This is a genomic window from Rahnella perminowiae, from assembly GCF_019049695.1.
GTDB lineage: Bacteria > Pseudomonadota > Gammaproteobacteria > Enterobacterales > Enterobacteriaceae > Rahnella > Rahnella perminowiae.
Genome location: NZ_JAFMOT010000185.1, coordinates 192576 through 215485 on the forward strand (window position 1 = coordinate 192576; position 22910 = coordinate 215485).

Annotated in this window: 20 protein-coding genes; 6 read left to right on the top strand and 14 right to left on the bottom strand. The window is 54.5% G+C overall.

The features are described 5' to 3' along the window. Positions 1 to 48 precede the first annotated feature (48 nt). Entirely contained in the window at positions 49 to 540 is a 492-nt protein-coding gene (locus J1781_RS20195) for a hypothetical protein (RefSeq protein WP_129954799.1), read from the top strand. A 55-nt stretch (positions 541 to 595) separates the two neighbouring features. Here J1781_RS20195 and J1781_RS20200 read toward each other — a convergent pair whose 3' ends face one another. The 4 genes from J1781_RS20200 to J1781_RS20215 form a co-directional block, all read right to left on the bottom strand. Beyond that, positions 596 to 1135, bottom strand: coding sequence for a hypothetical protein (locus J1781_RS20200; protein WP_217219381.1), 540 nt, complete (start codon positions 1133 to 1135; stop codon positions 596 to 598). A gap of 156 nt (positions 1136 to 1291) precedes the next feature. Further along, positions 1292 to 2866, bottom strand: a complete 1575-nt coding sequence (locus J1781_RS20205; protein WP_217234096.1) for a hypothetical protein — start codon at positions 2864 to 2866, stop codon at positions 1292 to 1294. Positions 2867 to 2997: 131 nt separating this feature from the next. Then, positions 2998 to 4155, bottom strand: coding sequence for an FAD-dependent urate hydroxylase HpxO (hpxO, locus tag J1781_RS20210; protein WP_129954802.1), 1158 nt, complete (start codon positions 4153 to 4155; stop codon positions 2998 to 3000). Positions 4156 to 4428: 273 nt separating this feature from the next. After that, positions 4429 to 4971, bottom strand: coding sequence for a single-stranded DNA-binding protein (locus tag J1781_RS20215; protein WP_095924349.1), 543 nt, complete (start codon positions 4969 to 4971; stop codon positions 4429 to 4431). A gap of 327 nt (positions 4972 to 5298) precedes the next feature. On the opposite strand from J1781_RS20215, the gene uvrA reads away from it, so the two are divergent. Beyond that, a complete protein-coding gene (gene uvrA / locus J1781_RS20220; protein ID WP_129991950.1) occupies positions 5299 to 8154 on the top strand; it encodes an excinuclease ABC subunit UvrA in 2856 nt (951 codons plus the stop codon). 50 nt (positions 8155 to 8204) lie between these two features. Here the strand turns inward: uvrA and J1781_RS20225 are convergent, their stop codons facing one another. Continuing rightward, a complete protein-coding gene (locus J1781_RS20225) occupies positions 8205 to 9386 on the bottom strand; it encodes an esterase (RefSeq protein ID WP_217234117.1) in 1182 nt (393 codons plus the stop codon). 115 nt (positions 9387 to 9501) lie between these two features. Further along, positions 9502 to 10419 (bottom strand): LysR family transcriptional regulator, encoded by a 918-nt coding sequence (locus J1781_RS20230; protein ID WP_217158738.1) that lies wholly within the window; start codon positions 10417 to 10419, stop codon positions 9502 to 9504. 101 nt (positions 10420 to 10520) lie between these two features. Here J1781_RS20230 and J1781_RS20235 point away from each other — a divergent pair, with 101 nt between their 5' ends. Further along, positions 10521 to 11141, top strand: coding sequence for a glutathione S-transferase (locus J1781_RS20235; RefSeq protein WP_129991948.1), 621 nt, complete (start codon positions 10521 to 10523; stop codon positions 11139 to 11141). 6 nt (positions 11142 to 11147) lie between these two features. Continuing rightward, positions 11148 to 12068: a pyridoxamine 5'-phosphate oxidase family protein gene (locus J1781_RS20240; RefSeq protein ID WP_217138140.1), complete on the top strand. Its 921-nt coding sequence runs from the start codon at positions 11148 to 11150 to the stop codon at positions 12066 to 12068. On the opposite strand, the gene J1781_RS20245 is transcribed toward J1781_RS20240, so the two are convergent. The 8 genes from J1781_RS20245 to yihU all read right to left on the bottom strand — a co-directional run bounded on the left by J1781_RS20245 (position 12050) and on the right by yihU (position 20979). Then, positions 12050 to 12403, bottom strand: a complete 354-nt coding sequence (locus J1781_RS20245; RefSeq protein ID WP_129954807.1) for an MmcQ/YjbR family DNA-binding protein — start codon at positions 12401 to 12403, stop codon at positions 12050 to 12052. The genes J1781_RS20240 and J1781_RS20245 overlap by 19 nt on opposite strands. Beyond that, the gene (locus tag J1781_RS20250; protein WP_129954808.1) at positions 12400 to 12825 is read right to left on the bottom strand and encodes a secondary thiamine-phosphate synthase enzyme YjbQ; all 426 of its coding nucleotides are present in this window, start codon (positions 12823 to 12825) and stop codon (positions 12400 to 12402) included. Before J1781_RS20250 ends, J1781_RS20245 begins: the two co-directional genes overlap by 4 nt. 142 nt (positions 12826 to 12967) lie before the next feature. Continuing rightward, entirely contained in the window at positions 12968 to 14383 is a 1416-nt protein-coding gene (locus J1781_RS20255) for an MFS transporter (RefSeq protein WP_129954809.1), read from the bottom strand. A 45-nt stretch (positions 14384 to 14428) separates the two neighbouring features. Then, positions 14429 to 15814, bottom strand: coding sequence for an MFS transporter (locus J1781_RS20260; RefSeq protein ID WP_217234097.1), 1386 nt, complete (start codon positions 15812 to 15814; stop codon positions 14429 to 14431). Positions 15815 to 15870: 56 nt separating this feature from the next. After that, positions 15871 to 17907 (bottom strand): alpha-glucosidase, encoded by a 2037-nt coding sequence (locus J1781_RS20265; RefSeq protein ID WP_217234098.1) that lies wholly within the window; start codon positions 17905 to 17907, stop codon positions 15871 to 15873. 17 nt (positions 17908 to 17924) lie between these two features. Further along, positions 17925 to 19166, bottom strand: coding sequence for a sulfoquinovose isomerase (gene yihS / locus J1781_RS20270; RefSeq protein WP_217234099.1), 1242 nt, complete (start codon positions 19164 to 19166; stop codon positions 17925 to 17927). A 15-nt stretch (positions 19167 to 19181) separates the two neighbouring features. Next, the gene (gene yihT / locus J1781_RS20275; protein ID WP_129991942.1) at positions 19182 to 20060 is read right to left on the bottom strand and encodes a sulfofructosephosphate aldolase; all 879 of its coding nucleotides are present in this window, start codon (positions 20058 to 20060) and stop codon (positions 19182 to 19184) included. A 22-nt stretch (positions 20061 to 20082) separates the two neighbouring features. Continuing rightward, complete coding sequence (gene yihU / locus J1781_RS20280) at positions 20083 to 20979, bottom strand: sulfolactaldehyde 3-reductase (protein WP_217221054.1); 897 nt, start codon at positions 20977 to 20979, stop codon at positions 20083 to 20085. 172 nt (positions 20980 to 21151) lie between these two features. Here yihU and J1781_RS20285 point away from each other — a divergent pair, with 172 nt between their 5' ends. Further along, positions 21152 to 22048 carry a sugar kinase gene (locus J1781_RS20285; protein ID WP_217138136.1) on the top strand — a complete coding sequence of 299 codons (897 nt, stop codon included), beginning with the start codon at positions 21152 to 21154 and terminating at the stop codon, positions 22046 to 22048. Between the two features lie 36 nt (positions 22049 to 22084). Continuing rightward, positions 22085 to 22870, top strand: coding sequence for a DeoR/GlpR family DNA-binding transcription regulator (locus tag J1781_RS20290; RefSeq protein ID WP_129954816.1), 786 nt, complete (start codon positions 22085 to 22087; stop codon positions 22868 to 22870). Positions 22871 to 22910 lie beyond the last annotated feature (40 nt).

Sequence of the window (22910 nt, forward strand, 5' to 3'; positions counted from 1 at the left end):
TCTGCTCAGAAAGCATGATGTCACAACGTTAACGATTGGGAGAAGCCGATGATCACACCTGCTGTATTGCTGCATATCGGCAGCGAAGAAACGCAAGTTATCGTCCGTAATGATGATAGCGAAGATAAAAGTTTGCTCCTGACACTGGGCTCTCAACTCACCTCCGTCGGCTATTTCCGCCATTCACCGCCGACGCCGGATGAAATGGAAACCGCCATTATGGTGGTCGAAGATGAAGTGACGCGCATCCGGCACGACATTCCACCGGGCGCTAAATTATTCAGCACAGACAACGACATTCGCGTGCTGGCCCGCATTGCCGGTGAGGCGGAAAACGAAGTTATGACGTTGTCGCGGGATGCAGTGGAACGCACGTTTGACCGGCTGGCGCTGGTGATTAATGGCCGTCCTGCGCATTTCGAAGGCATTCCTGACGGCAATGATTTCGCCGCCACGCTGCTGATTTTGCGCGAGTTTATGCATCATCTGCAATTTGATGAAATTGTGGTGAAAGGGACGAAGTTTGAGATATCCAGGTAAGCATTAAAGAGAAAAGAACAGCCCCGGACAGAGCCGCTAATACGTTAGCCCTGGATCAGGATTTATTTTTTCCCTGCCCGTGGATGTCGTAATAATTGAGCACGAATTCGAGATCGAAGGTTTTCGAGTGGAATGTCTGTTTAAGTTTTTCCTGTAAAGGTGCGGGTAAAGCTAAAAACCGACCTTCTGTTTTTATCACAGAGGGATTTGCACCTGGCGAAAGGACAATCAAAGATTCGATCACTGTTTGATAATCTTGCCCGCTATGTGCGCTTTCAGGAAAACTGCCCGCATAGGCAATCATACTCAGCATATATTCATATTCTTGCTGTTTAATACAGGATTTCAGCGATTCATTTTTAAAGTAAATAAGCGCAGTAGATATCGTTTCCCGATCAAAAGGCTTCAGATCTTCTGCGGTGATTTTCGGCTTTTGTTGCTCTTTTTTGTCACATAGCGTGGTTTGCCTGCCCAGGCTGTCCATCGCAGATTGCATTGCCTGCTTTAGTCTTAATGGCTCCGGCGAGATATCCTGACTGGCAAATACGCTCAGAGGAAAAAAGAGTAATAGTGCGGTTAATGGTAAGAGCTTCACATTCATTCCTTAAATGTTTAACGAAGGATTTCCATTATATTTCCTGTCTCCAATTTTTAATTAATAAACATCACATCCCCGATAAATAAAAAGCCTCCCTGAAATATTCAGAGAGGCTTATATTTTCCGTTTATTTAATTACGTTACTGCAATGGATTAATGATTTTTTAATACCGCAGGATCCGATTCCATCAGTACCATCCCGCTCAGATCCGGCAATGTCTGGTGATCCAGATAATCCCGGAACGACATGCGCGGGGCGTTATTTTCCCAGGCGGATTGCAGCTTGCCGAGCAGGTCAGTAGTTTTCGACGTGATTTCCGGCGTGGTGATGTCGGATTCCAGCGCACCTTTCACATATTTCTGAATATGTGTTGAGTTGGTGGCGGACTGATCCACCGACGCACTCACCAGCGCACCTTTGTGATATTGCACGGACGTCGTGCTTTCTGCCGTGTCATCAATCTGGTAGTAAAGGTAATTCTGCGAGTTACGGTCGCTGGTCAGATTCAGTTTCAGCCCCGGTGTCAGCGACTCATGGTAGCTGGCGACCAGATGTGACTGCTGTTTCTGCGTGATATTGCGATCCTGCGTGTTGGTGCCGGTGATGGTGCTGGCCTGCGACACCTGATAAGAGAATGTATCCGTTTCATCCGGGCGCATCGGATTGGTAGAACTGACCGGCGTCTGCGTCACCGAGGCCGTGAAATCCGCCAGTCCGGTCATCATGTTTTTATCGGTTTTGGTCAGCGAGAAATACACCGGCTCAGAACCCCGGCTTTTATAGGTTGTCGCCGTATCGCCATAATTGCTGTTCAGCGCGGTAAAAGCCTCTTTGAACATGGTCATCAGCGAATCATCAGCATTGCCACGATTACCCGCACTGTTGATCTGTTTGAGATAGCTGTTCAGCGCCTGCTTTTGCTGGTTTTCTGTGCCGAGCAGTGCGCGCTTACTCATGTCGACGCTGATATCCACCGTACCGGCAATACCGGTCGATTTCACTGAGCGGGTATTGGCATCAGCGTGAAAATCCAGCGTCTGAGTATGGGTGGTGCCCAGCGTAGCGTGTAAATCCACCGATGACAGTACCGAGGAATCAAACTTCGTCAGACCGCTCAGATCCAGCTTCGGCGGCTGCGCCGTCAGACCATCAATCGCTTTCTGGAAACCTTCCGCCAGCCCCGCCAGCGCTTTGCGATCGGCATCACTGAGCGTGCCTTTGCTGACATTCACCTGCACGCCAAGACCGTCATCACCACTGCCCAGCGTAATATCCACCCGTGCACCGCTGGCGGTTTTAATACTCAGGTTTATCTGATTATCGGCTTTGGTATGGAGTTGGGACCGGGCAGCCACATTGGCCGCCGCAGTGGCCTGCGAAGCCGAAGTTTGCTTTATTACCGATTGCGAATAACTGCTGCCGTCAGTGGTAAAACGCTCAAGCAGCGCCGCGCCGAGCCCGGCAAAACGCGACGCATTGCCGGCGTTGCTGAAATTCGATGCGAGTTTGGAAGACATCAGGTCGCTGGAAGAGCGTTCCCAGACTAATACCGGTTTGGTAATGGTATAGACCGGCGACGTGGTGTCCGTCTGGCCGATAATCACCGCTGCTGATTGCGCCGTTGAAGCCTGCTGCTGACTGGCGGCGGAGGACACCGCCGTCAGTGATTTTGTCGTCGTAACCAGTGTATTAAGCGCCTGATTACCTGCCGAGGAGATAACTGTCATCCCGATAAGTCCCTATGTTTTGCGCCGTAGCGCCAGTGGATACCCTAATCCTTCTGATGTTATTTTCGGCAAAAACGCAGGGAACTTTAAGGATGTGTAAAAATTTATTTCTTTTAAAAACCTCCCCGGATTTATTCCAGCGGCCCACCCAGAATGGTTTCACACATACCGGAAAGAATGCGCTCGCCGGTTTCACTTTTCAGATCTTCGTACCATTGTTCGGTCACGGCCATTTCTTTGCCGTGAGTGACATCGCAGCGTTTACGCGCTTTCAGCACCAGATCCTTCACGCGACAGGCGCGTTTCTCCTGATAACGCAACAGCGCATCTTCGATGCCTAACGAATTGGTTTGCAACATATTCGCCAGTACGATCGCATCTTCCATTGCCGCACAGCCGCCCTGCCCGATATCCGGCGTGGTGCTGTGGCCGGAGTCGCCGAGCAACGCAATACGGCCTTTGACCAGTTGCATAAAGGGTTCGATGTCGTGGATTTCAACGCGGTTAGTGGTCTCCGGGTTGATCTGACTGATCAGTTTTTGCACCGGTTCTGCCCAGCCCGCAAAGTAACCCTGCAAATCATCGCGCACGGTGGTGCGATCCTGCGGCAAGCCTTTCGGCAGCGGCACGTCAAAGAAAAAGTAGAAACGGTTGCCGCTTACCGGCATCAGTGAAACGCGTTTACCCTCGCCGACAAATGTCGTCCATTGATCGGCAGGCGCAATACTTTCATCGATTTCTACCAGACCGTTCCAGTTGACGTAACCGGCATAGCGGCGCTCCGTCGCATAGCCCAGCACATGCTGGCGGATAATAGAATGGGTGCCGTCGGCCGCAATCAGTAAATCGCCGGTCGCGGAGGTGCCGTCGTCAAACCAGGCGGTGACGCTGTCGTCAGATTCCTCAACATGCGTCACGCGCTTGCCGAACTGCACCTTATCGCGGCCATAGGTATCAAGCAGCATTGATTGCAGTTCAGCACGCGCTACCGGATAGGGTTGTTCGCCAACGCTCTGGATCAGCGGTTCCATACTGAACCGCGTCATGGTCTGCCCCTGCTGATAGTCTTTGTAGGCCATGAAGCGCATATTGCCGCCGAGTTCACGCAGCGCCTCTTTCATGCCGAGATAATTCAGGCATTTGACGCCGTTAGGCCAGATAGAAATCGCCGCGCCTACCGGTTTGATCTCCTTCACCGCCTCGTATACCGCCGTTTCGATACCAAAACGCTTCAGCGCAATCGCCGCACATGCACCGCCAATCCCGCCACCAATCACGATCGCTTTCATATTTTTCTCCCCTGAGTCTCTCTGGAGAAAAGCAATTTCTGTACCACAAAAGCGATTTGCCGCCGGAGCCTTGTATACAATCTTAAGTACAATCCGCCGCAGCCCTGAACGGGGGAAAAATGCGCTAAAACGAGGCGCTGTTTTGACGCAATGGCGGCGCAATGAGCCAGCCTGGTGCGTCGGCAAAAGATTGAGAGCGGTAAAAGCCAGAAAGCAAAAAGCCCCTTTTCGGGGCTTTTTGCTTTTCTGACAGAGGAGCCCGAAGGCAACAAATCAGAACGGGATATCGTCGTCGAAATCCATTGGTGGTTCGTTGTTCTGTGCTGGCGCGTTGTTTTGCGCAGCCGGACGTGCCTGCTGGCCGCCGCTGAACTGGTTGCCGCCTTGTGGTTGCTGAGGCTGACCCCAACCGCCCTGCTGGCCGCCTGCGGATGGCTGACCGCCACCTGCTGGTGCGCCGCCGCCGGCACGGCCGCCGAGCATCTGCATGGTCCCGCCCACATTAACCACGACTTCGGTGGTGTATTTTTCAACGCCAGCCTGATCGGTCCATTTACGGGTTTGCAGTGCGCCTTCGATGTAAACCTGGGAACCTTTCTTCAGGTATTCGCCCGCAACTTCAGCTAATTTACCGAACAGCACAACACGGTGCCATTCCGTTTTTTCTTTCTGCTCGCCGGTTGCTTTGTCACGCCAGCTTTCAGACGTTGCCAGAGTAATGTTGGCGACTGCACCGCCGTTAGGCATGTAGCGGACTTCCGGGTCTTGCCCCAGATTACCGACGAGAATAACTTTGTTTACGCCTCTGCTGGCCATGTGGATTCTCCTGATGATGTATGTCGTGGCTGAAACCACAGTTTGAGATGTGAGTAACTCACTATGGCGTCATTATAAACACAAAATGCAGCAATCCCACCACGTAAGTATTTACGTGCGAGAAACATCGATAAATCGTTTAGCAAAACAACACCCGTTACATCGAGTACTGGATATACATTCAGGTTTTGGGGTGGCACAGGCTGTGATTTGTGTCATAATTGCGCGTTACGTTCTTCTCTGTGCCCGATTCGATGACTCGCGCGAAACAGGTTTTCACGGCGGTCACCGGCACGGTGAGCTATCAAGTTAATCCGGGAATGATGAATGGATAAGATCGAAGTTCGGGGCGCACGCACCCATAATCTCAAGAATATCAACCTGATTATCCCGCGCGACAAACTGATTGTTGTCACCGGCTTATCTGGTTCAGGCAAGTCTTCTCTGGCGTTTGATACACTGTACGCCGAAGGCCAGCGCCGCTACGTCGAGTCGCTGTCAGCCTACGCACGCCAATTTTTATCCTTAATGGAAAAACCGGACGTCGACCATATTGAAGGTCTGTCTCCGGCGATTTCGATTGAGCAAAAATCAACATCACACAACCCGCGCTCTACCGTCGGGACCATCACGGAAATCCACGATTATCTGCGCCTGCTGTTTGCCCGCGTGGGCGAGCCGCGCTGCCCGGATCATAATATTCCGCTGTCAGCCCAGACTGTCAGCCAGATGGTGGATAACGTACTCGCGCAGCCGGAAGGCCAGCGCCTGATGTTACTGGCGACCATCATCAAAGACCGCAAAGGCGAGCATACCAAGACGCTGGAAAACCTGGCGTCGCAGGGCTACATCCGTGCGCGTATTGATGGCGAAGTCTGTGACCTGTCGGATCCGCCGAAATTAGAACTGCAGAAAAAACACACCATTGAAGTGGTCGTCGACCGCTTTAAAGTACGTGACGATCTGGCCCAGCGTCTGGCGGAATCGTTTGAAACCGCGCTCGAGCTTTCCGGCGGTACCGCCGTGGTCGCCGATATGGATGACCCGAAAGCGGAAGAAATGCTGTTTTCGGCTAACTTTGCCTGTCCGGTGTGTGGCTACAGCATGCGTGAGCTTGAACCGCGTATGTTCTCGTTCAACAACCCGGCCGGTGCCTGTCCGACCTGTGACGGACTGGGCGTACAGCAGTTTTTCGATCCTGATCGTGTGGTGCAGAATCCTGAGCTTTCACTGGCAGGTGGCGCGATCCGTGGCTGGGATCGCCGTAACTTCTATTACTTCCAGATGTTGCGCTCGCTGGGCGAGCACTATGATTTCGACGTGGAAGCGCCGTTTAATGCACTGAGCAGCGACGTACAACATGCCATCCTGCACGGTTCCGGCAAAACTACGATTGAATTTAAATACATCAACGATCGCGGTGATACCTCGATTCGTCGCCATCCGTTTGAAGGCGTGCTGCACAATATGGAACGCCGTTATAAAGAAACGGAATCCAGCGCGGTACGTGAAGAACTGTCGAAATACATCAGCAACCGTCCGTGTACGTCCTGCCGTGGCACCCGTCTGCGTGAAGAAGCCCGTAACGTGTTTGTCGAAGAAACCACGCTGCCGGAAATCTCCGATTTCAGCATCGGTCATGCGATGGATTTCTTCCGCAATATGAAACTCAGCGGCCAGCGCGCCAAAATTGCTGAGAAAGTGCTGAAAGAGATCGGCGATCGCCTGAAATTCCTGGTGAATGTCGGATTGAATTACCTCTCGCTGTCTCGTTCTGCGGAAACACTGTCCGGCGGCGAAGCCCAGCGTATCCGTCTGGCAAGCCAGATTGGTGCCGGTCTGGTGGGCGTGATGTACGTACTTGATGAACCTTCCATTGGCCTGCATCAGCGCGATAACGAACGTCTGCTGGAAACACTGATCCACCTGCGCGACCTCGGTAACACGGTGATTGTGGTTGAGCATGACGAAGACGCCATCCGCGCCGCTGACCATATTATTGATATCGGACCGGGCGCGGGCGTGCATGGCGGCGAAGTGGTGGCTGAAGGTACGGCTGAAGACATTATGGCGACCGAGAATTCACTGACCGGGCAGTTCCTGAGCGGCAAACGTGAAATCTCTGTACCGGCACAGCGCGTCCCTGCGGATGCGGCAAAAGTGCTGAAACTGTCGGGCGCTAAAGGCAATAACCTGAAAGACGTCACGCTGACGCTGCCGGTTGGCTTGTTTACCTGTATCACCGGCGTGTCCGGCTCCGGTAAATCGACGCTTATCAACGACACGCTGTTCCCGCTGGCACAGCGCGAACTGAATGGTGCGACGATTGCTGAAGCCGCGCCGTACCGTGAAATCGAAGGCCTGGGACATTTCGATAAAGTCATCGACATCGACCAGAGCCCGATTGGCCGTACGCCGCGCTCCAACCCGGCGACCTATACCGGTATTTTCACGCCGGTGCGCGAGCTGTTTGCCGGTGTGCCGGAATCACGTTCACGCGGCTACACGCCGGGGCGTTTCAGTTTCAACGTCAAAGGCGGCCGCTGCGAAGCCTGTCAGGGCGACGGCGTGATCAAAGTCGAGATGCACTTCCTGCCGGATATTTATGTGCCGTGTGACCAGTGCAAAGGCAAACGCTATAACCGCGAAACGCTGGAAATTAAATACAAAGGCAAGAGCATCCACGAAGTGCTGGAGATGACCATTGAAGAAGCGCGTGATTTCTTCGATGCCGTCCCTGCGCTTGCGCGTAAATTGCAGACGCTGATCGACGTGGGTCTGACCTACATCAGCCTTGGCCAGTCCGCGACCACGCTGTCCGGCGGTGAAGCACAGCGTGTGAAACTGGCGCGTGAGCTGTCCAAACGCGGCACCGGTCAGACGTTGTATATTCTCGACGAGCCGACCACCGGCCTGCACTTTGCCGATATCCAGCAACTGCTGGAAGTGCTGCATCAGCTTCGTGATCAGGGTAATACTATCGTGGTGATTGAACACAATCTGGACGTGATTAAAACCGCGGACTGGATTGTCGATCTCGGGCCGGAAGGTGGCGCGGGTGGCGGACAGATTCTGGTCGCCGGTACACCGGAAACCGTCGCGGAATGCAAAGAATCGCATACCGCGCGCTTCCTGAAACCGCTGCTGGAACGCCACAGCCAGCAGGCGAAGAAAACAGCGTAATCTTTAAGCGCCGATCAGCGCCCTCCCCTGCGAAGGGGGAGGCGCTGAGATCACTTAAATATCTTCTGCACAAACTCCGCATAGGCCGGGCGCCAGACGTCCATTTCGTGGCCAAGCTTCGAGTATTCGTGGTAATCGAATTTAATCTTTTTCTCTTCCAGCTCGGTTTTCAGTCCGGCGATATCCTTGCCCGTTACCACATCTTTTTCGCCGACAACGACCGTAAAGTTTTTCAGCTGCGCGTTGATTTTATCCGGTTCGGCGAAGCGTTTCTCAACGTCGGCATTCGGCACCGTCGTGGTACTGACACCGCTGAAGGTCGCCAGCCAGCCGAACTGGTCGAGGTGCGTCATGCCGCTGACCAGCGTCTGATAACCCCCTTGTGACAGCCCGGCCAGCGCGCGTCCGGCGGCATCATCACGTACGCGGAAAGTTTTGGAAATCAGCGGGATAATGTCACCGGTCAGTTCTTTATCGGCAGCGGCAGCATTGCGCGGATAGAATTCCTTGCGACGATCTTTGGTGACGTAATCTTCCGGCACCACCCCTTTGGCATCGGTTTCTGTATCCGGGATCACCACCAGCATCGGCACGATTTTTTTCTCCGCCAGCAGGTTATCCATGATTTGCGGAATGCGACCCTGATCCAGCGCCGAGCGGCCGGTGTCGCCAAAACCGTGGTAGAAATAGAGCACCGGCAGCGGCTGTGAGGCATCGCTGTAACCCGGTGGCGTCCACACCGCGACCTGACGTTCAGAATTCAGCGCGACGGAATGATAGGTCAGCGTGCGCACTTCTCCGTGCGGCACCTTGTTCACATCCAGAATACTGCCCGGCACCAGAATCAGGCTGGTATTCACCTGACGCTGTGGCTTGGGCATTGCACTGCCCGGATCGGCAATCCGCAAGCCATCGACGTTGAAGAAATATTCATAGAGATCAGGTTTTTGTACATCTGACGTCCAGCTCCAGATACCTTTATCGTCCTTGGTCATCTGATGCGGAATGTACGTCACCGGCGTGGCACCGGTCACCACATCGACATGTTCAGCCGTCGGCGCATACAACCGGTAAGTGATGGTTAAATCAGGATTCACCGCCGTGATGTAATTCTTCGCAGGCACCGACGTATCAGGATCCTGCGGCAGGCTTTGCGCACTGACGGTCAGGGGAAACGGCGCACTGAGCGCCAGAATCAAAAGCGTGGCAAGATTCAGCCGGTTACGGGTCATCATCCTTTCCTTTTGGGTTGGCGTGAGCAAATGGACAACGTGCCCTTAAGTAACTCACTGTTTTTGCACAACTCTCAGAGTAGATTATTTTTTCCGTCAGCGGGCGTGATCGGCGTCACTGTTCAGAAGATGCGTCTAACGCATGAAGCTGAGGCAATGCACTCAGTCGCTGATAAGCAAAATCCCAGAATATCCGCACCTTGCGTGGCATCTGCTGGACCTGCTGCGCCACCAGTTGTACCGGCAAAGGCAAAGGTTCGAAATCCGCCAGAAGCCGTACCATACGGCCCGCCTGCACATCATCCTTCACCTGATACGACAGTAACCGTGCTATCCCCTGCCCGCTGCGCACCGCCAGCAACTGCGATTCCACATCATTGGAGAGCAGACGCGGCGACAACCGGACGCGCAAATCATCCTCATGCGGCCCGAAACGCCATTCGCAGATTTGCGTGCGCAGCGTGCCCGTCACCGTCTGATGCACCGCCAGTTCAGACGGATGCTTCGGTTCGCCATGCTGTGCCAGATACGCCGGGCTGGCGACCAGCACGCGGGTGACTTCGGCGACCTTGCGCGCGACTTTGCCTGAATCTTCCTGATGACCGATGCGTACCGCCAGATCTAACCCTTCGTCGATCAGATCCAGATTGCGGTCATTGAGTATCATTTCGATTTGCATATCAGGGTGTTGCGCCAGAAACTCCATCACCAGGGGCGCAACGTGTTTACGCCCGAACTGCACCGGCGCGGTGATGCGCAGCAGGCCGCTGAGCTGAGTTTCAGCGGTATCTTCTACCGCATTCTGATACTGGCTGAGCAGCAGCCGGGCTTTTTCCGCCAGCCGTGCGCCCGCTTCTGTCGGCGCCAGACTGCGCGTGGTGCGCTCGACCAGCCTTGCGCCGAACCGGTGTTCCAGCGAGGCGATGGCGCGGGTGATGGCCGGTGGAGAACGGTGAAGTTTACGGGCAGCTTCCGCCAGGCTGCCATACTGAAGTACAGCGACAAAAATCGCCATTTCATCCAAACGGTCCATAGATTCTTCCACAAAGTGAAACGCTCAATTTCAATCTTCGTGGATCACAATCATCTGGCGCAAGAGTAATCTTTGATTCATACCTCAAAAGGAGACAACCCATGCCCGCCATTCAACTTTACAGTACGCCGCTTTCCGGTCACTGCCACCGCGTCATCCTGCTGCTGAACATGCTCAGTCTGCCCTTTGAAACTAAAGACGGCGGCAAAGAGGTTCGCCAGACCGCAGAATTCGCGCAGTTAAACCCGCTGCGACAAGTGCCGGTGCTGACCGACGGCGAACACATTGTCACCGACAGTCATGCGATTCTGGTATATCTGGTGAAACGCTACGCACCCGACAGTCACTGGTTACCGGAAGATCCGTTCCAGGCGGCGGAAGTCCAAAAGTGGTTGTCCCGCGCTGCCGGTGAAGTGCGCTACGGCCCGGCATCTGCCCGTATGGTGAAACAATTCTCAGCACCGGAAGTGTATGAAAGTGCGCTGAAAGTGTCGGCAAAATTCCTGCCGCAGCTTGAACAGCATCTGGAAAACCACGAGTTTCTGGCGACGGAGCGGGCCACGATTGCCGATCTGGCCTGTTACAGCTATGTAGCGGCGGCACCGGAAGGCGGCGTTTCGCTGGCGGATTATCCGGCGATTCACCGCTGGCTGAAACGGATCGAAAGCCTGCCGGGCTTTACGCCACTTCCGGCGTTGCCACTGCCTGAGAACGCGGGGTAAAAGACGATGAATACCCCCTTCCATGCAGACGAAATCCTGGCGCAGGACATGGCAGGGTTTGACGTTTCCGCACACGGCATCCGCGATGCGATGCCGGAACAGCACCGGCTGTTTTTCGCCGCGCTACCGTATTTGTTTATCTCGACGCTGGATGACCACGGCTGGCCGGTGGCGACTCTGCTGACCGGCCCCGCCGGGTTTATCCGTACGCCGGACGCGTCGCATTTGCGGATCAATACACCGCGGCGGGATGACGATCCGGCGTTGGCCGCCTTACAACCGGGGAAACAGATCGGCGGGCTGGGGATCGATTTTTCCAACCGGCGGCGTAACCGTGTGAACGGCAGGATCGGGCGCATGGATAAAAACCGCATTGAGATCGTCGTCGATCAGAGTTTTGGCAATTGTCCGCAGTATATTCAGGTTCGCAAACTGGCCGATGTACCCGTCAGTTTGCCGCTGCCTGCGCGGGAGGATATGTCCGAACCGGATGCTGATGCCCGCGCACTGATTGCCCGTGCCGATACGTTTTTTATCGCCAGCCACGCACACGGCGGTGCCGATATGTCACATCGCGGCGGTCAGCCCGGGTTTGCGCATCTGGTGGGAAACCGTTTGTGGGTGCCTGATTTTCGCGGTAACCGTTATATGAATACGCTGGGGAATTTACTGGCAGAACCGCGTGCGGCACTGCTGTTTATTGATTTTGAGAACGGTGATGTGCTGCATCTTCAGGGACACACGCAGATCCACTGGCACCCGGAAGATATTCCAGGGCCTGCGGGCGCAGAACGTTACTGGAGTCTGGACATCACACGCGCGTGGCGCTTTCGTGGCGCACTGCCATGGCGGGCTGAGGCGGCAGACTTCTCCCCCTCAACACTTAACAGCGGCAACTGGCCGGACAATCAGCGGCCGATTTCCTGACGTATCGCTTCCGGCAGACCGGATACCACCAACGCATAAGAGCCGTCGATCAGATAATAAAACTGCGAATCGGGCAGCGAACCGTCGAGGAATACCGTATTCCAGTGTGCTTTGTTGAGATGATCTCCCGGCACGATATCCGGATGTGTTGCACGTAATTGCTCTGCCAGCTCCGGGCTGGCTTTCAGCGAAATGGCCTCGCGACCGTCGATTTCACACACCATGGCGAACATCGCATCGCCCACTTTTACCTGATTTGCGCCGCGCTGATTTTCAACACTTTGCTCCGCACCGGGTTTCCCCATGCAGTAGGTCAGCAATTCTGAACTGGTCATGCCTGGATTTCTCCTTGTAACGTGATGACGATCCGGCGTTGTCCGCCGTCGATCCGATGTTCGCCCATCCAGATCCCCTGCCAGGTGCCAAGCAGCAACCTTCCCCGGGAAACGGGCAGCACTAATGATGCACCTAACAGCGATGACTTAATGTGACCCGGCATATCATCGCGGCCTTCGTAGTCATGCTCGTAGGGCGCGTTTTCCGGCACGGTACGCATGAAATGTTGTTCCATGTCGTAGCGCACGGTCGGGTCACAGTTCTCATTCAGCGTCAGCGACGCTGAAGTGTGCTGAATAAATAAATGCACCAGCCCGGTTTGTACTTCATGCAGACGCTCAATTTGGCTGACCACTTCATCGGTGATCAGATGGAAACCCCGCGCTTTCGCGCCGAGCGTAATAGTTTGCTGATGCCACATATACTTTCCACATCCTTTCAGCCGTAAATTCAACTGTAGTAAGTGTGCAACAACATGGCTAAAAATAAAGGCGGGAGACGTAAAGAGCCGTAAAGATGAAAAAGGCCGCCCCATTATCCGTTCATCGTGGCGACCTGCTTTTTTATTGTATGACGGCGGAAAGATTGCTTTTTTCAGCCGGTGTTTCAGGCTCGTTATCTTTTTTGCGCTGAGCGATTTCCTCAATTATTTTCGCGAAGCGTGCTTCGTTCAGTTTATAAAAGAGGCCCATGATGATGGCGGCGGTAATGGCAAGTAAGCAGGGCCAGACAAAGATCAACTGGCGTAAACCGAGTAAGGTCGCGCTGCCCTGCACCGCATTCGGGATATAACCGATTTGCGTCAGCATAATTCCCGGCAGGAAACCGGCAAGCGCGGCAGATATTTTTCGTGAAAAGGTATAACCGGTATACACCGAGCCTTCGGCACGAATACCGGTTTTCCATTCGCCGTAATCCACGGTATCCGGTACCAGTGCCCAGTTCAGGCTGTTGACAAATGCGGTGCCAAAGAATGCCATGCAGGAAAACAGCACAAAGCTTAACGAGCTGTTTCCCCAAAAGAAGTTAAGTATATCGCCGGTTGCCCACAGCAATAATCCTCCCAGGTATACCTGCTTTTTGCCGAAGCGTTTCACACAACCCGGTACCAGAAACACGCCAATCAATATGCAGCCCATGCTGAAAAAACCCATCCATGACAGCAGATGAATATCGTGGAGAACGTACTGCGTGTAATACACCTGGATCGCCAGTTTGATATTAAACGCCGCCAGCGTACACAGGTTGGCGAGGCACAGTACCAGTAACGGCGGATTACGGAATATGGCGCGAAATGACCGCAGAATACCGGATTTATGTTCCGCAGGCGTAATCCCGACGTAACGCTCCCTGACGCCGCGATAACACCAGCCCATACACAGAATACCGCAGGTGGCAAAAATCAGCGCGGCACAGAAATATCCCACCGAAGGGGAATTGCCCAGCAACGCCTGGACAGGCATAAACCCGACCGTACACAGCAGCAACCCGAGTGTGGCACCGCCCTGACGCCAGGCGGCAAGCTGCGCCCGCTCATGCGGATTTCTGGTGATAGCCGGCACCATCGCGCCGTAAGAACAATTCATCAGGCTGTAGAACAAGCCGAACAACATAAACAGGACAGTGGCGAGTGCCGTTTTTACCGGCAGACCGAAATCATTCGCCATAAACTGCGCCGTCGCAACCAGCCCGACCGGCACGGAAGCATATAAAATGAACGGTCTGAACTTACCCCGGGCTCCAATATGACGACGGGAATCAAGTAACACGCCGGTCAGCATATCGGTAAACGCGGTGAAAAACTTCGCCACCAGAAAGATGATGCCGCCATAAAACGCCGGCATGCCCAGCTCATCAGTATAAAATTTCAGGAGATACAGCGTCCCGATGCACAACATCAGGTTCGAGCCAAAATCGCCCATTCCATAGGCACACTTCTCCCGCAATGTCAGCGGATCAGGGTGATGGAAATCCTTCATGGCAATCCTCAAAGCGCCCCGCAGGGCGCTGTTACAGTGAATGCACTATGCCGTCTGCTTACGCTGTTCAATTTCCGCAACGATGCGCACGTACATTTTCTCGTTGAGGTTATAGAAACAGCCCATCGCCACGATGGTGATTGCCGCCAGCACACAGGGATAAATGAAGATCAACTGACGCAACCCTTCCTGCGTGTGCGCCGACTGCACAACATTGGGCACATAGCCGATTTGCGTCAGCATCAGGCCGGGGAAAAATCCTGCCAGTGCCTGCGAGACTTTGCGAAAGAAGGTGAAGCCGGTGTAAACCGTACCTTCCGAACGAACGCCGGTACGCCACTCGCCGTATTCCACCGTATCGGACACCAGTGCCCAGTTCAGGCTATTGACGAACGCCGAACCGAAGAACGCCAGACAGGAGAATGCGACGAAGCTGACGGAGCCGCTGCCATAGAAGTAGTTGAGGATGTCGCCGACGATCCACAGCGCCAGACCGCCGATATAGACTTTTTTCTTGCCGAATCGTCTGACGGCGGCAGGCATCAGGAATACGCCGATGAAAATGCATCCCATGCTGAAAAAGCCCATATAGGAGAGCAGAATAGGGTCGTTCAGCACGTACTGCGTGTAATACACCTGAATCGCCAGCTTGACGTTAAACGCCCCCAGCGTACAGAGATTGGCAATACACAGGATGAACAAAGGACGGTTACCGGCGATGGCGCGAAATGACGGCAAAAGCCCCGGTTTTTGCGTCTGACTTGCAGGCTGCGCCTCGCCATAACGCTCTTTCACTCCGGCATAACACAGCCACATAAACAGCAAACCCACCAGCGAGAACAGCGTCGCGGCAAAGATATAACTGCGCTGCGCATTACCTTCGAGCAGATTCATTACCGGCACAAAACCGACAGTGCACAGTAGCAGTCCCAGTGTGGCACCGCCCTGCCGCCAGGCCGCAAGCGACGCACGCTCGTCCGGATTTTTGGTGATGGCAGGCACCATCGCGCCATAGGAGCAGTTCATCATGCTGAAAAACAACCCGTACAACATAAACAGCAGTGTTGCCACGACGGTCTTACCGGTTATCTCAAACGGTGTGCCGACAAAGTTGGCGACCGCCAGCAGGGTGACCGGAAACGCGGCATACAATACGAAGGGACGGAATTTGCCTTTTGGGCCGATCTTACGCCGTGAATCCAGCATGATGCCGGTGCCCATATCGGTGAAGGCGGTAAAGAATTTGGCGATCAGAAAAATGATGCCACCGTAAGTGCCCGGCAAACCGAGCACGTCCGTGTAAAACTTCAGCAGGTACAGCGTGCCAATATCGAGCAGGATATTGGAGCCTAAATCCCCCATGCCGTAGGCCAGTTTTTCCCTGAAAGGCAGGCGCAGGGTCGCGGGATTTTCCGGTGTTGTCTGACTCATTATGATTCTCCTTCATACGCCGGGGCGTGGTCGCCAACCCCGGCTGCTGAGTCTTATCAGATATGACGTAATGCACCGAACAGCGCTGCCCACTCGCTGTCTGCACGATAAAAGACCGGTGGCTGACCCAACGGTGCGGCCACCGTTACATCGCCGCCGTGATGCGTTTCGCCGGTCCAGATGTTGATCCAGGTATCCTGCGGCAGATACAGAGACCCGTCGCTGCGCCCTTCCTCATACACCGGTGCCACCAGCAGATCACGACCGAACAGATACTGGTATTTCAGGGTATACGTGCGGTCATCCTCTTCGTAATGCAGAAACAGCGGACGCATCACCGGTAAACCGCTTTGGCTGTTTTGCTGTACGGCCTGCCGGATATAGGGTTTGAGATGAGTGAATACGCCGGTCATGCGGGCAAAATGCGCAATGGTTTCGGCGTCGCCGTCAAACTGCCAGTTATCGCCCGGACGGTTGCCTTCGTGGGTGCGCATCATCGGCGTGAAGGCGCTGAAATCGCACCAGCGCAGCAGCAATTCCTTGCTACGTTTCATCCCGAACAGTGTGGTGTAACCGCCGATGTCGCTGTGATGTAAACCGTGACCGCTCATCGCCAGAGACAATGCCGCCGGAATAACCGAGGCCAGTCCGTCGTCCAGACTCCAGTCCACGTTCTGGTCGCCCGCCCACATCATCGTCGAATATTTCTGGCTGCCGGTGTAACCGGCACGCATAAAGAACAGCACCTCGCCGAGTTTGCCTGTTTCCTGCAGGGCTTCGTAGTTACATTTCGCCCACAGTGCAGGCCAGGCGTTATGCATGATTTCCGCGCTGATGCCGTTGTGCAGGAAAGTGTCGGTCGGCAGATATTCGCCAAAATCTGCCATCCATCCGCCGCAACCCAGTTCAATCAGGTTCTTTTTGATAACGTTTTTGAACCACTCATAGGCCGCCGGATGCGTCAGATCCACCACGCCTGCATAGAACTCGCCAAACTCGACGTGATAATCACCGCCGCTGGCATCCCGCGTCAGGTAGCCTTTTTTTGCGGCTTCGGCGCATAAATCCCGGTCGCTGGCAACGTAGGGATTGATGTAAGAAAGGAACTGCACGCCCTCTTCTTTCCACTGCGGAATACGTGCGTCAAGCTGCGGATACAGTTCACTGTTCCATTTCCAGTTCCACATCACACGTTTACCAAACGAGGTCATGCGAATGCCTGACCAGTCCTGTGCCCAGATGCCGTTAACCTTCACACCCGCTTCGCGCATCACGTCCAGTTTTTGCTGGCAGACTTCCGTACCGCCCTGAATGCCCAGCGTCACGCCGTCATACACCCAGTCCGGCAACTCAGGCTGGCGGCCTAACAGCGCGGTGAGTTTTTCCAGCAGGCTGATATAGTCACTGGCGCATTCAAAACGCAGGGCGGCGTTATCTTCCCAAAAGGCCAGTTCATGGTATTCCGGCGCGCTGAAATCGAAATTCATATAGCCGCTGTTTTCCACATGGCAGTAATACTTTTGTGTGCTGACAAAGGTCGGCTGTGGGAAAAATGTCCAGTAATAGTCACCGCCTGCGTTCTCTTTGCAGTCGGCCTGCCAGGTAACATAGGTTTGTTTGTTGCGCCCGACGCCCTGTTCGCTGGTCCACAGCGGGAAGGGTTTGCCGCGTAAATCGAAGTAAGAGAACTGTTCACCGCAGCCGTAAATATGATCTTCCGCCTGCGCCGACAGCCGCAACCAGATGCGGTTATGCCTGCTGTCGTCGTTTTGCAGGTTGAGCTGTAAACGCCCGGTATCATCGGTGGTGATAATCAGCGTTGCGCTGAGCGTACCACCACGGCTGAAACGCACTTGCCACCCCGCAGCCTGAGCGGTGATGGTGATATCCGTCAGCGCAACCTTTTCATTCAGGCGATCTTTAATACTGAAATTGCCACGAAACATAGCGATATCCGCTTCGCCGCCGCCAATCCATAAACAGGGTGCTTGCGCGGTATGACGTAAAATCAGGCGCTGCTGATAAATCAGCGAAAATTCATTATTACCGGCGGTAAATTCAATCTGAGTATTTTTATTTTGTAGGGTACTCATGATGGTCTCCGTGATTTTTATTTTGCATTGATGTCCAGCAGTCCGGCGGCCACGGCAGGTGCCAGCCCCGGCGCCAGCGGCAGACGCGGGATCACCAGACAATGCAGGAGATGATAAATATCCTGTTTGCCATCCCAGACTTTGGTAGTGACTTTATTGTCGGTATCGAGCTCCTGCCACCATGAACCATTTTCGTAATCCATCAGGTATTTCACGCAATAGTCCCACCAGGTCTGATACCAGGTTTCGTATTGCGCTTCGCCGGTAACACAATGCAGGGCATACGCGGTGCCCATCGCCTCAACAACCGGCCAGCGCACACGTTCACGCACAATGGGTTTCCCGTCCCAGCCGACGGAATAGACAAAACCGTCTGCGCCGTCCGGCGCCCAGGCGTCGCGGATTGTGGCGTGGAATAATCCTTTTGCATCCTCCAGCAGCCAGGCCGGAGGCGTTTCAAAACGGGCTTCCAGCGCAGCATGAAGATGCAACATCAGGCGGCCCCATTCGATCCAATGCCCTGGCGTGCCGCCGTAAGCACGGAAACGGTGCGCCGGATTATCTTTGTTGTAATCGCGGATCGGGTTCCACTGCGTATCAAAATGCTCATTGACCCGGTATTCGCCGCGACGGGCGACGTCATGAATAATCACCGAGGCAATTCTCAGTGCGCGATCCAGCCATTTCCGCTCGTGCGTAACGTCGTAGACAATCAGGAAAGCTTCGACGGCGTGCATATTTGCATTGCCGCCGCGATAAGCTTCGGTTTGGCTGAACGCTTCATCCCACGACTCGAGGCACATCTGTTCATCTTCACTCCAGAAGTATTTTTCGATCACACCGATAGCCTGATCGAGTAACGTTCTGGCTTCCGGATGGCCGGTGGTGACGGCGCTGGCTGCGCCCAGTAAAACGAAGAAATGCTGATAACCTTGCTTCGAGGCATCCACCACGCCCTCATCGTTTACACAGGCGTACCAGCCGCCGTACTGTTTATCCGCCAGTGCGCCGTTAAGGGCGCGGATCCCGTGATCCACCAGCGCATACGCTCCGGGACGCCCCATGCCTGCGGCAACCGAATACACGTGCAACATGCGGGCGGTGATCCACAAATGGGTCCCCATATCCGCCCTGACTTGTCCGTTATTACCCAGCCAGCCGAAGCCGGTGGCGACAGCGGCATTTTTGCCAAATTCGAAGATCCGGTCGGTTTCCTGTTCAAGCCAGCGGTGGTGGCTCATCGTGTTAAACCATTTCATTTTCCACTCCTTTCGTTAGCGGCGGCGGGCCATCATGTCGTCGACAATCTCGCCCAGACGCTGCAATTTCGGCGCGGAAATATCCCTGAGCATAAGTTCGGTATCCGGTAAACCGACCACGGATGACCAGACTGCACGGCCTGCGAGGAAACCGGAGGCGCCTGCCGTCATGGCGACGCTGACTGCGCGCGGAAAGAGTTTTTCATCAACACCTGAGGAGAGGATCACCCACGGCATATGAATGTGTTCATTGAGGTGTTGTGATGCGCGCAGCAGTTCGGCCTGTGTACCGCGCCCGCAAAGGGGCATTTCGACTTTATAAAGGTCAGCGCCGCTGTCACCGAGTTCTTTCGCGGCATCAATAATCGCCTGTTCGCGGTCAAATTTATCGCCACGGCGAGGCGGCCTGACCACCGGTTCGATAATGCTCAGCAGACCGTGCGCATGGCAGCGTTGATTAAATGTTTTCACCATCTCCAGACGTTGTTGCGGATCTTCATCGCTGCGCCACAACACCAGTAATTTCAGCGCCTTGCCGCCGTTTTCCCGGACCGCCTGCGGATCTACACTTTTGTCGATCACCACGCTGTCCACCGGCAAGCCGTTGCCCGGAATAAATTCGTCAGCCGCCACAATCATGGCGCAGTTTTGCGCGATGGCATTCTGCTCAACAATCTGGCGGTAACAGAACGGCTGATCGACCAAAATTGCAGAAGCGTACGGCGATAAAATCCGCGCGGCATTGACTTTAAAATCGGTCAGCACCTGATCGGTAACCGGAGCTTTCGCGCCGGCGGCCACGAACATTAAACGCATGGCTTCACGCTGGTCGACCGCCAGCATGGCGAATCCGCCGGACGGACGGGTGATATCGTTAAGGCTGTAGTGAGTCATTCAACTTTCCTTGGTTAAGGCGTTACGGATGTATTTTTTGTGTCAGACCGGCGCTGGTGCGCACCTGCTCAAGAATGGCCGTCCAGTCCTGACGTCCGCGTCCTGCGGCGCGTGCCTGGTTGTATACTTCACGGGAAGCCGCACCGAGCGGCATCGGCACATGCAGCTGATTAGCGACATCCAGCGCAATACCCAGATCTTTATGGGCGAGGTCAATCATGAAAGCGGGTGACACATCCCCTTTCAGCACTTTGTTCGGCCATGACGTGGTGAAGTGGCCTTTTCCGGCCGGTGTTCCGCTCATCACCTGCAGCGCCACATCGAAAGACAGATCCAGTGCCTCGCACAGCACGGCGGCTTCAGCGGAGAGCGCATTCAGGGCAATGCTCATGTAGTTGTTGATCAGCTTGACGCGGATCCCTTTGCCCGGCCCGCCCGCATTGATCAGTTCAGACCCCATCGCCATCAGCACCGGCGTTGCGCGTTCAACCTGTTCAGGCGTACCGCCCGCCAGCAGCAGTAAAGTCCCGGCCACTGCATGATCAGAGGTTCTGCCCACCGGCACATCCATCATGCTGAAGCCCTTTTCGTGCATCTGAGCAATCAGCTTGTCGGTCTGTAACGGGTGAATTGTCGACATATCGATAACCAGTGCCGACGGGTTCAGGGTTTCGCAGACACCCTCAGGGCCAAACAGAACCTCGCGCACCAGATCACCATTGGGCAGCATGGTGATAACAAAATCCGCACCCTGCGCCGCCTCTGCCGCACTCTTAACGCCCGATGCGCCCTGATGTACCAGCTTCTGTACTGCCTGCGGGCTGAGATCGAACACCGCTAACCGGTGCCCCTGTTTAACCAGATTGGCCGCCATCGGAGCGCCCATTTGCCCCAGACCAATAAATGCCACATTTGCCATGCGTCTCTCCTTTGTGCTGATCAGACATGTCACTTTTTGATAATCAGCGGTGTCTTTGTTTGTCGTTTTTTGATCGTATTTGTAATTTAAAGTCAAAAAATTGACAGCCATCACTTTTTTAACAATTGGCTAAATTAAAATAACCTCATCAAAATACGCTTAAGGAATAGCCATGATTCGCATTGCCTGTGTCGGGATTACCGTAATGGACCGGATCTATTACGTTGAAGAATTGCCTGCGGGAGGGGGAAAATATGTCGCTGAAAAATATCATGAAGTGGGCGGCGGTCCCGCCGCTACGGCAGCCGTTGCGGCAGCCCGGCTGGGGGCGCAGGTGGATTTTATTGGCCGTGTGGGTGATGACGATACCGGAAACCGGCTGCTCGCGGAGCTGGACTCCCTGGGGGTAAATACCCGGTACGTCCGCCGCGTGGAAGGCGCCAGCTCGTCTCAATCCGCCGTTCTGGTGGACAACAACGGTGAGCGGATCATTATCAATTATCCCGGCCCGGATTTGCCCGCTTGTGCCACATGGTTACAGGCTATCGATTTTTCACAGTGGGATGTGGTGCTGGCAGATGTGCGCTGGCATGAGGGGGCGAAACAGGCATTTACGCTGGCGCGTCAGGCGGGTGTAATGACGGTGCTGGATGCCGATGTGACGCCGCAGGATATCGCCGATTTAGTCGCTTTAAGCGATCACGCCGCGTTTTCCGCTCCGGGTTTACAACGGCTGACCGGAAAATCTGACGCCGGTTCTGCATTAGCCAAAGCCAAAACGCTCACAAAGGGTCATGTCTATGTCACACAGGGCGGGCAAGGTTGTCTGTGGCTGGAAAATGACAGGCTGCATCATCAGCCGGGCTTCGCCGTTAATGTCGTAGACACAACCGGCGCAGGCGATGTTTTTCATGGCGCACTGGCGGTCAGTCTGTCTCAGAACGCCTTGCCTGCCGAAGCGGTTCGCTTTGCCAGCGGGGTCGCGGCACTGAAATGTACACAGCCCGGTGGCCGCGCGGGGATACCTGACTGTGATCAGACCCGGTCTTTTTTGTCACTTTCTGTATAGAATACGACTCAGACGCTCATTTTGAAGGATGTATCCATGAGTCTTACTGAACTGACCGGCAATCCGCGCCACGATCAACTGCTCGCACTGATTGCCGAGCGCGGTTACATGAACATTGAAGAGCTGGCGGCGCTGCTGGATGTCTCGACCCAAACTGCCCGCCGCGATATCCGCAAACTCAGCGATCAGGGGCTGATCACGCGCCATCACGGCGGTGCGGGGCGTGCGTCAAGTGTGGTTAATACCGCCTTCGAACAGCGCGAGATTTCCTGGACGGAAGAGAAAAAAGCCATTGCGGAAGCCATCGCTGATTACATTCCTGACGGCTCGACAGTGTTTATCACCATCGGTACCACGGTCGAGCAGGTCGCCCATTCGCTGCTCAATCATAACCGCCTGCGGATTATCACCAACTGTCTGCGTGTCGCACATATCTTGTATAAGAATCCGCGCTTTGAAGTGATGGTGCCGGGCGGAACACTGCGTCCGCACAATGGCGGAATTATCGGCCCTGCCGCCACGGCTTTTGTCGCAGGATTCCGTGCCGACTATCTGGTGACCAGTGTCGGCGCTATTGAAAGCGACGGTGCCCTGCTGGAGTTCGACGTCAACGAAGCCAGCGTGGTGAAAACCATGATGGCGCATTCACGTCATATTCTGCTGGCCGCTGACCATACCAAATATCATGCCTCTGCAGCGGTCGAAATCGGCAATATCTCGCAAGCCACAGCGCTGTTCACTGACGAACTTCCGGCCGCCGGGTTGCTCAAGGTACTGAAAAACCATCAGGTAGAAGTCATCAAAGTCAGCACGGCGGAATAAAAAAGCCGACATTTCTGTCGGCCTTTAAGCGTACCCTGTG

Coding starts and splice junctions, on each gene's coding strand:
- J1781_RS20195 (WP_129954799.1), top strand. CDS start 49: ATGATCACACCTGCTGTATTGCTGCATATCGGCAGCGAAGAAACGCAA.
- J1781_RS20205 (WP_217234096.1), bottom strand. CDS start 2,866: ATGACAGTTATCTCCTCGGCAGGTAATCAGGCGCTTAATACACTGGTT.
- hpxO (WP_129954802.1), bottom strand. CDS start 4,155: ATGAAAGCGATCGTGATTGGTGGCGGGATTGGCGGTGCATGTGCGGCG.
- J1781_RS20215 (WP_095924349.1), bottom strand. CDS start 4,971: ATGGCCAGCAGAGGCGTAAACAAAGTTATTCTCGTCGGTAATCTGGGG.
- uvrA (WP_129991950.1), top strand. CDS start 5,299: ATGGATAAGATCGAAGTTCGGGGCGCACGCACCCATAATCTCAAGAAT.
- J1781_RS20225 (WP_217234117.1), bottom strand. CDS start 9,386: ATGACCCGTAACCGGCTGAATCTTGCCACGCTTTTGATTCTGGCGCTC.
- J1781_RS20230 (WP_217158738.1), bottom strand. CDS start 10,419: ATGGACCGTTTGGATGAAATGGCGATTTTTGTCGCTGTACTTCAGTAT.
- J1781_RS20235 (WP_129991948.1), top strand. CDS start 10,521: ATGCCCGCCATTCAACTTTACAGTACGCCGCTTTCCGGTCACTGCCAC.
- J1781_RS20240 (WP_217138140.1), top strand. CDS start 11,148: ATGAATACCCCCTTCCATGCAGACGAAATCCTGGCGCAGGACATGGCA.
- J1781_RS20245 (WP_129954807.1), bottom strand. CDS start 12,403: ATGACCAGTTCAGAATTGCTGACCTACTGCATGGGGAAACCCGGTGCG.
- J1781_RS20250 (WP_129954808.1), bottom strand. CDS start 12,825: ATGTGGCATCAGCAAACTATTACGCTCGGCGCGAAAGCGCGGGGTTTC.
- J1781_RS20255 (WP_129954809.1), bottom strand. CDS start 14,383: ATGAAGGATTTCCATCACCCTGATCCGCTGACATTGCGGGAGAAGTGT.
- J1781_RS20260 (WP_217234097.1), bottom strand. CDS start 15,814: ATGAGTCAGACAACACCGGAAAATCCCGCGACCCTGCGCCTGCCTTTC.
- J1781_RS20265 (WP_217234098.1), bottom strand. CDS start 17,907: ATGAGTACCCTACAAAATAAAAATACTCAGATTGAATTTACCGCCGGT.
- yihS (WP_217234099.1), bottom strand. CDS start 19,166: ATGAAATGGTTTAACACGATGAGCCACCACCGCTGGCTTGAACAGGAA.
- yihT (WP_129991942.1), bottom strand. CDS start 20,060: ATGACTCACTACAGCCTTAACGATATCACCCGTCCGTCCGGCGGATTC.
- yihU (WP_217221054.1), bottom strand. CDS start 20,979: ATGGCAAATGTGGCATTTATTGGTCTGGGGCAAATGGGCGCTCCGATG.
- J1781_RS20285 (WP_217138136.1), top strand. CDS start 21,152: ATGATTCGCATTGCCTGTGTCGGGATTACCGTAATGGACCGGATCTAT.
- J1781_RS20290 (WP_129954816.1), top strand. CDS start 22,085: ATGAGTCTTACTGAACTGACCGGCAATCCGCGCCACGATCAACTGCTC.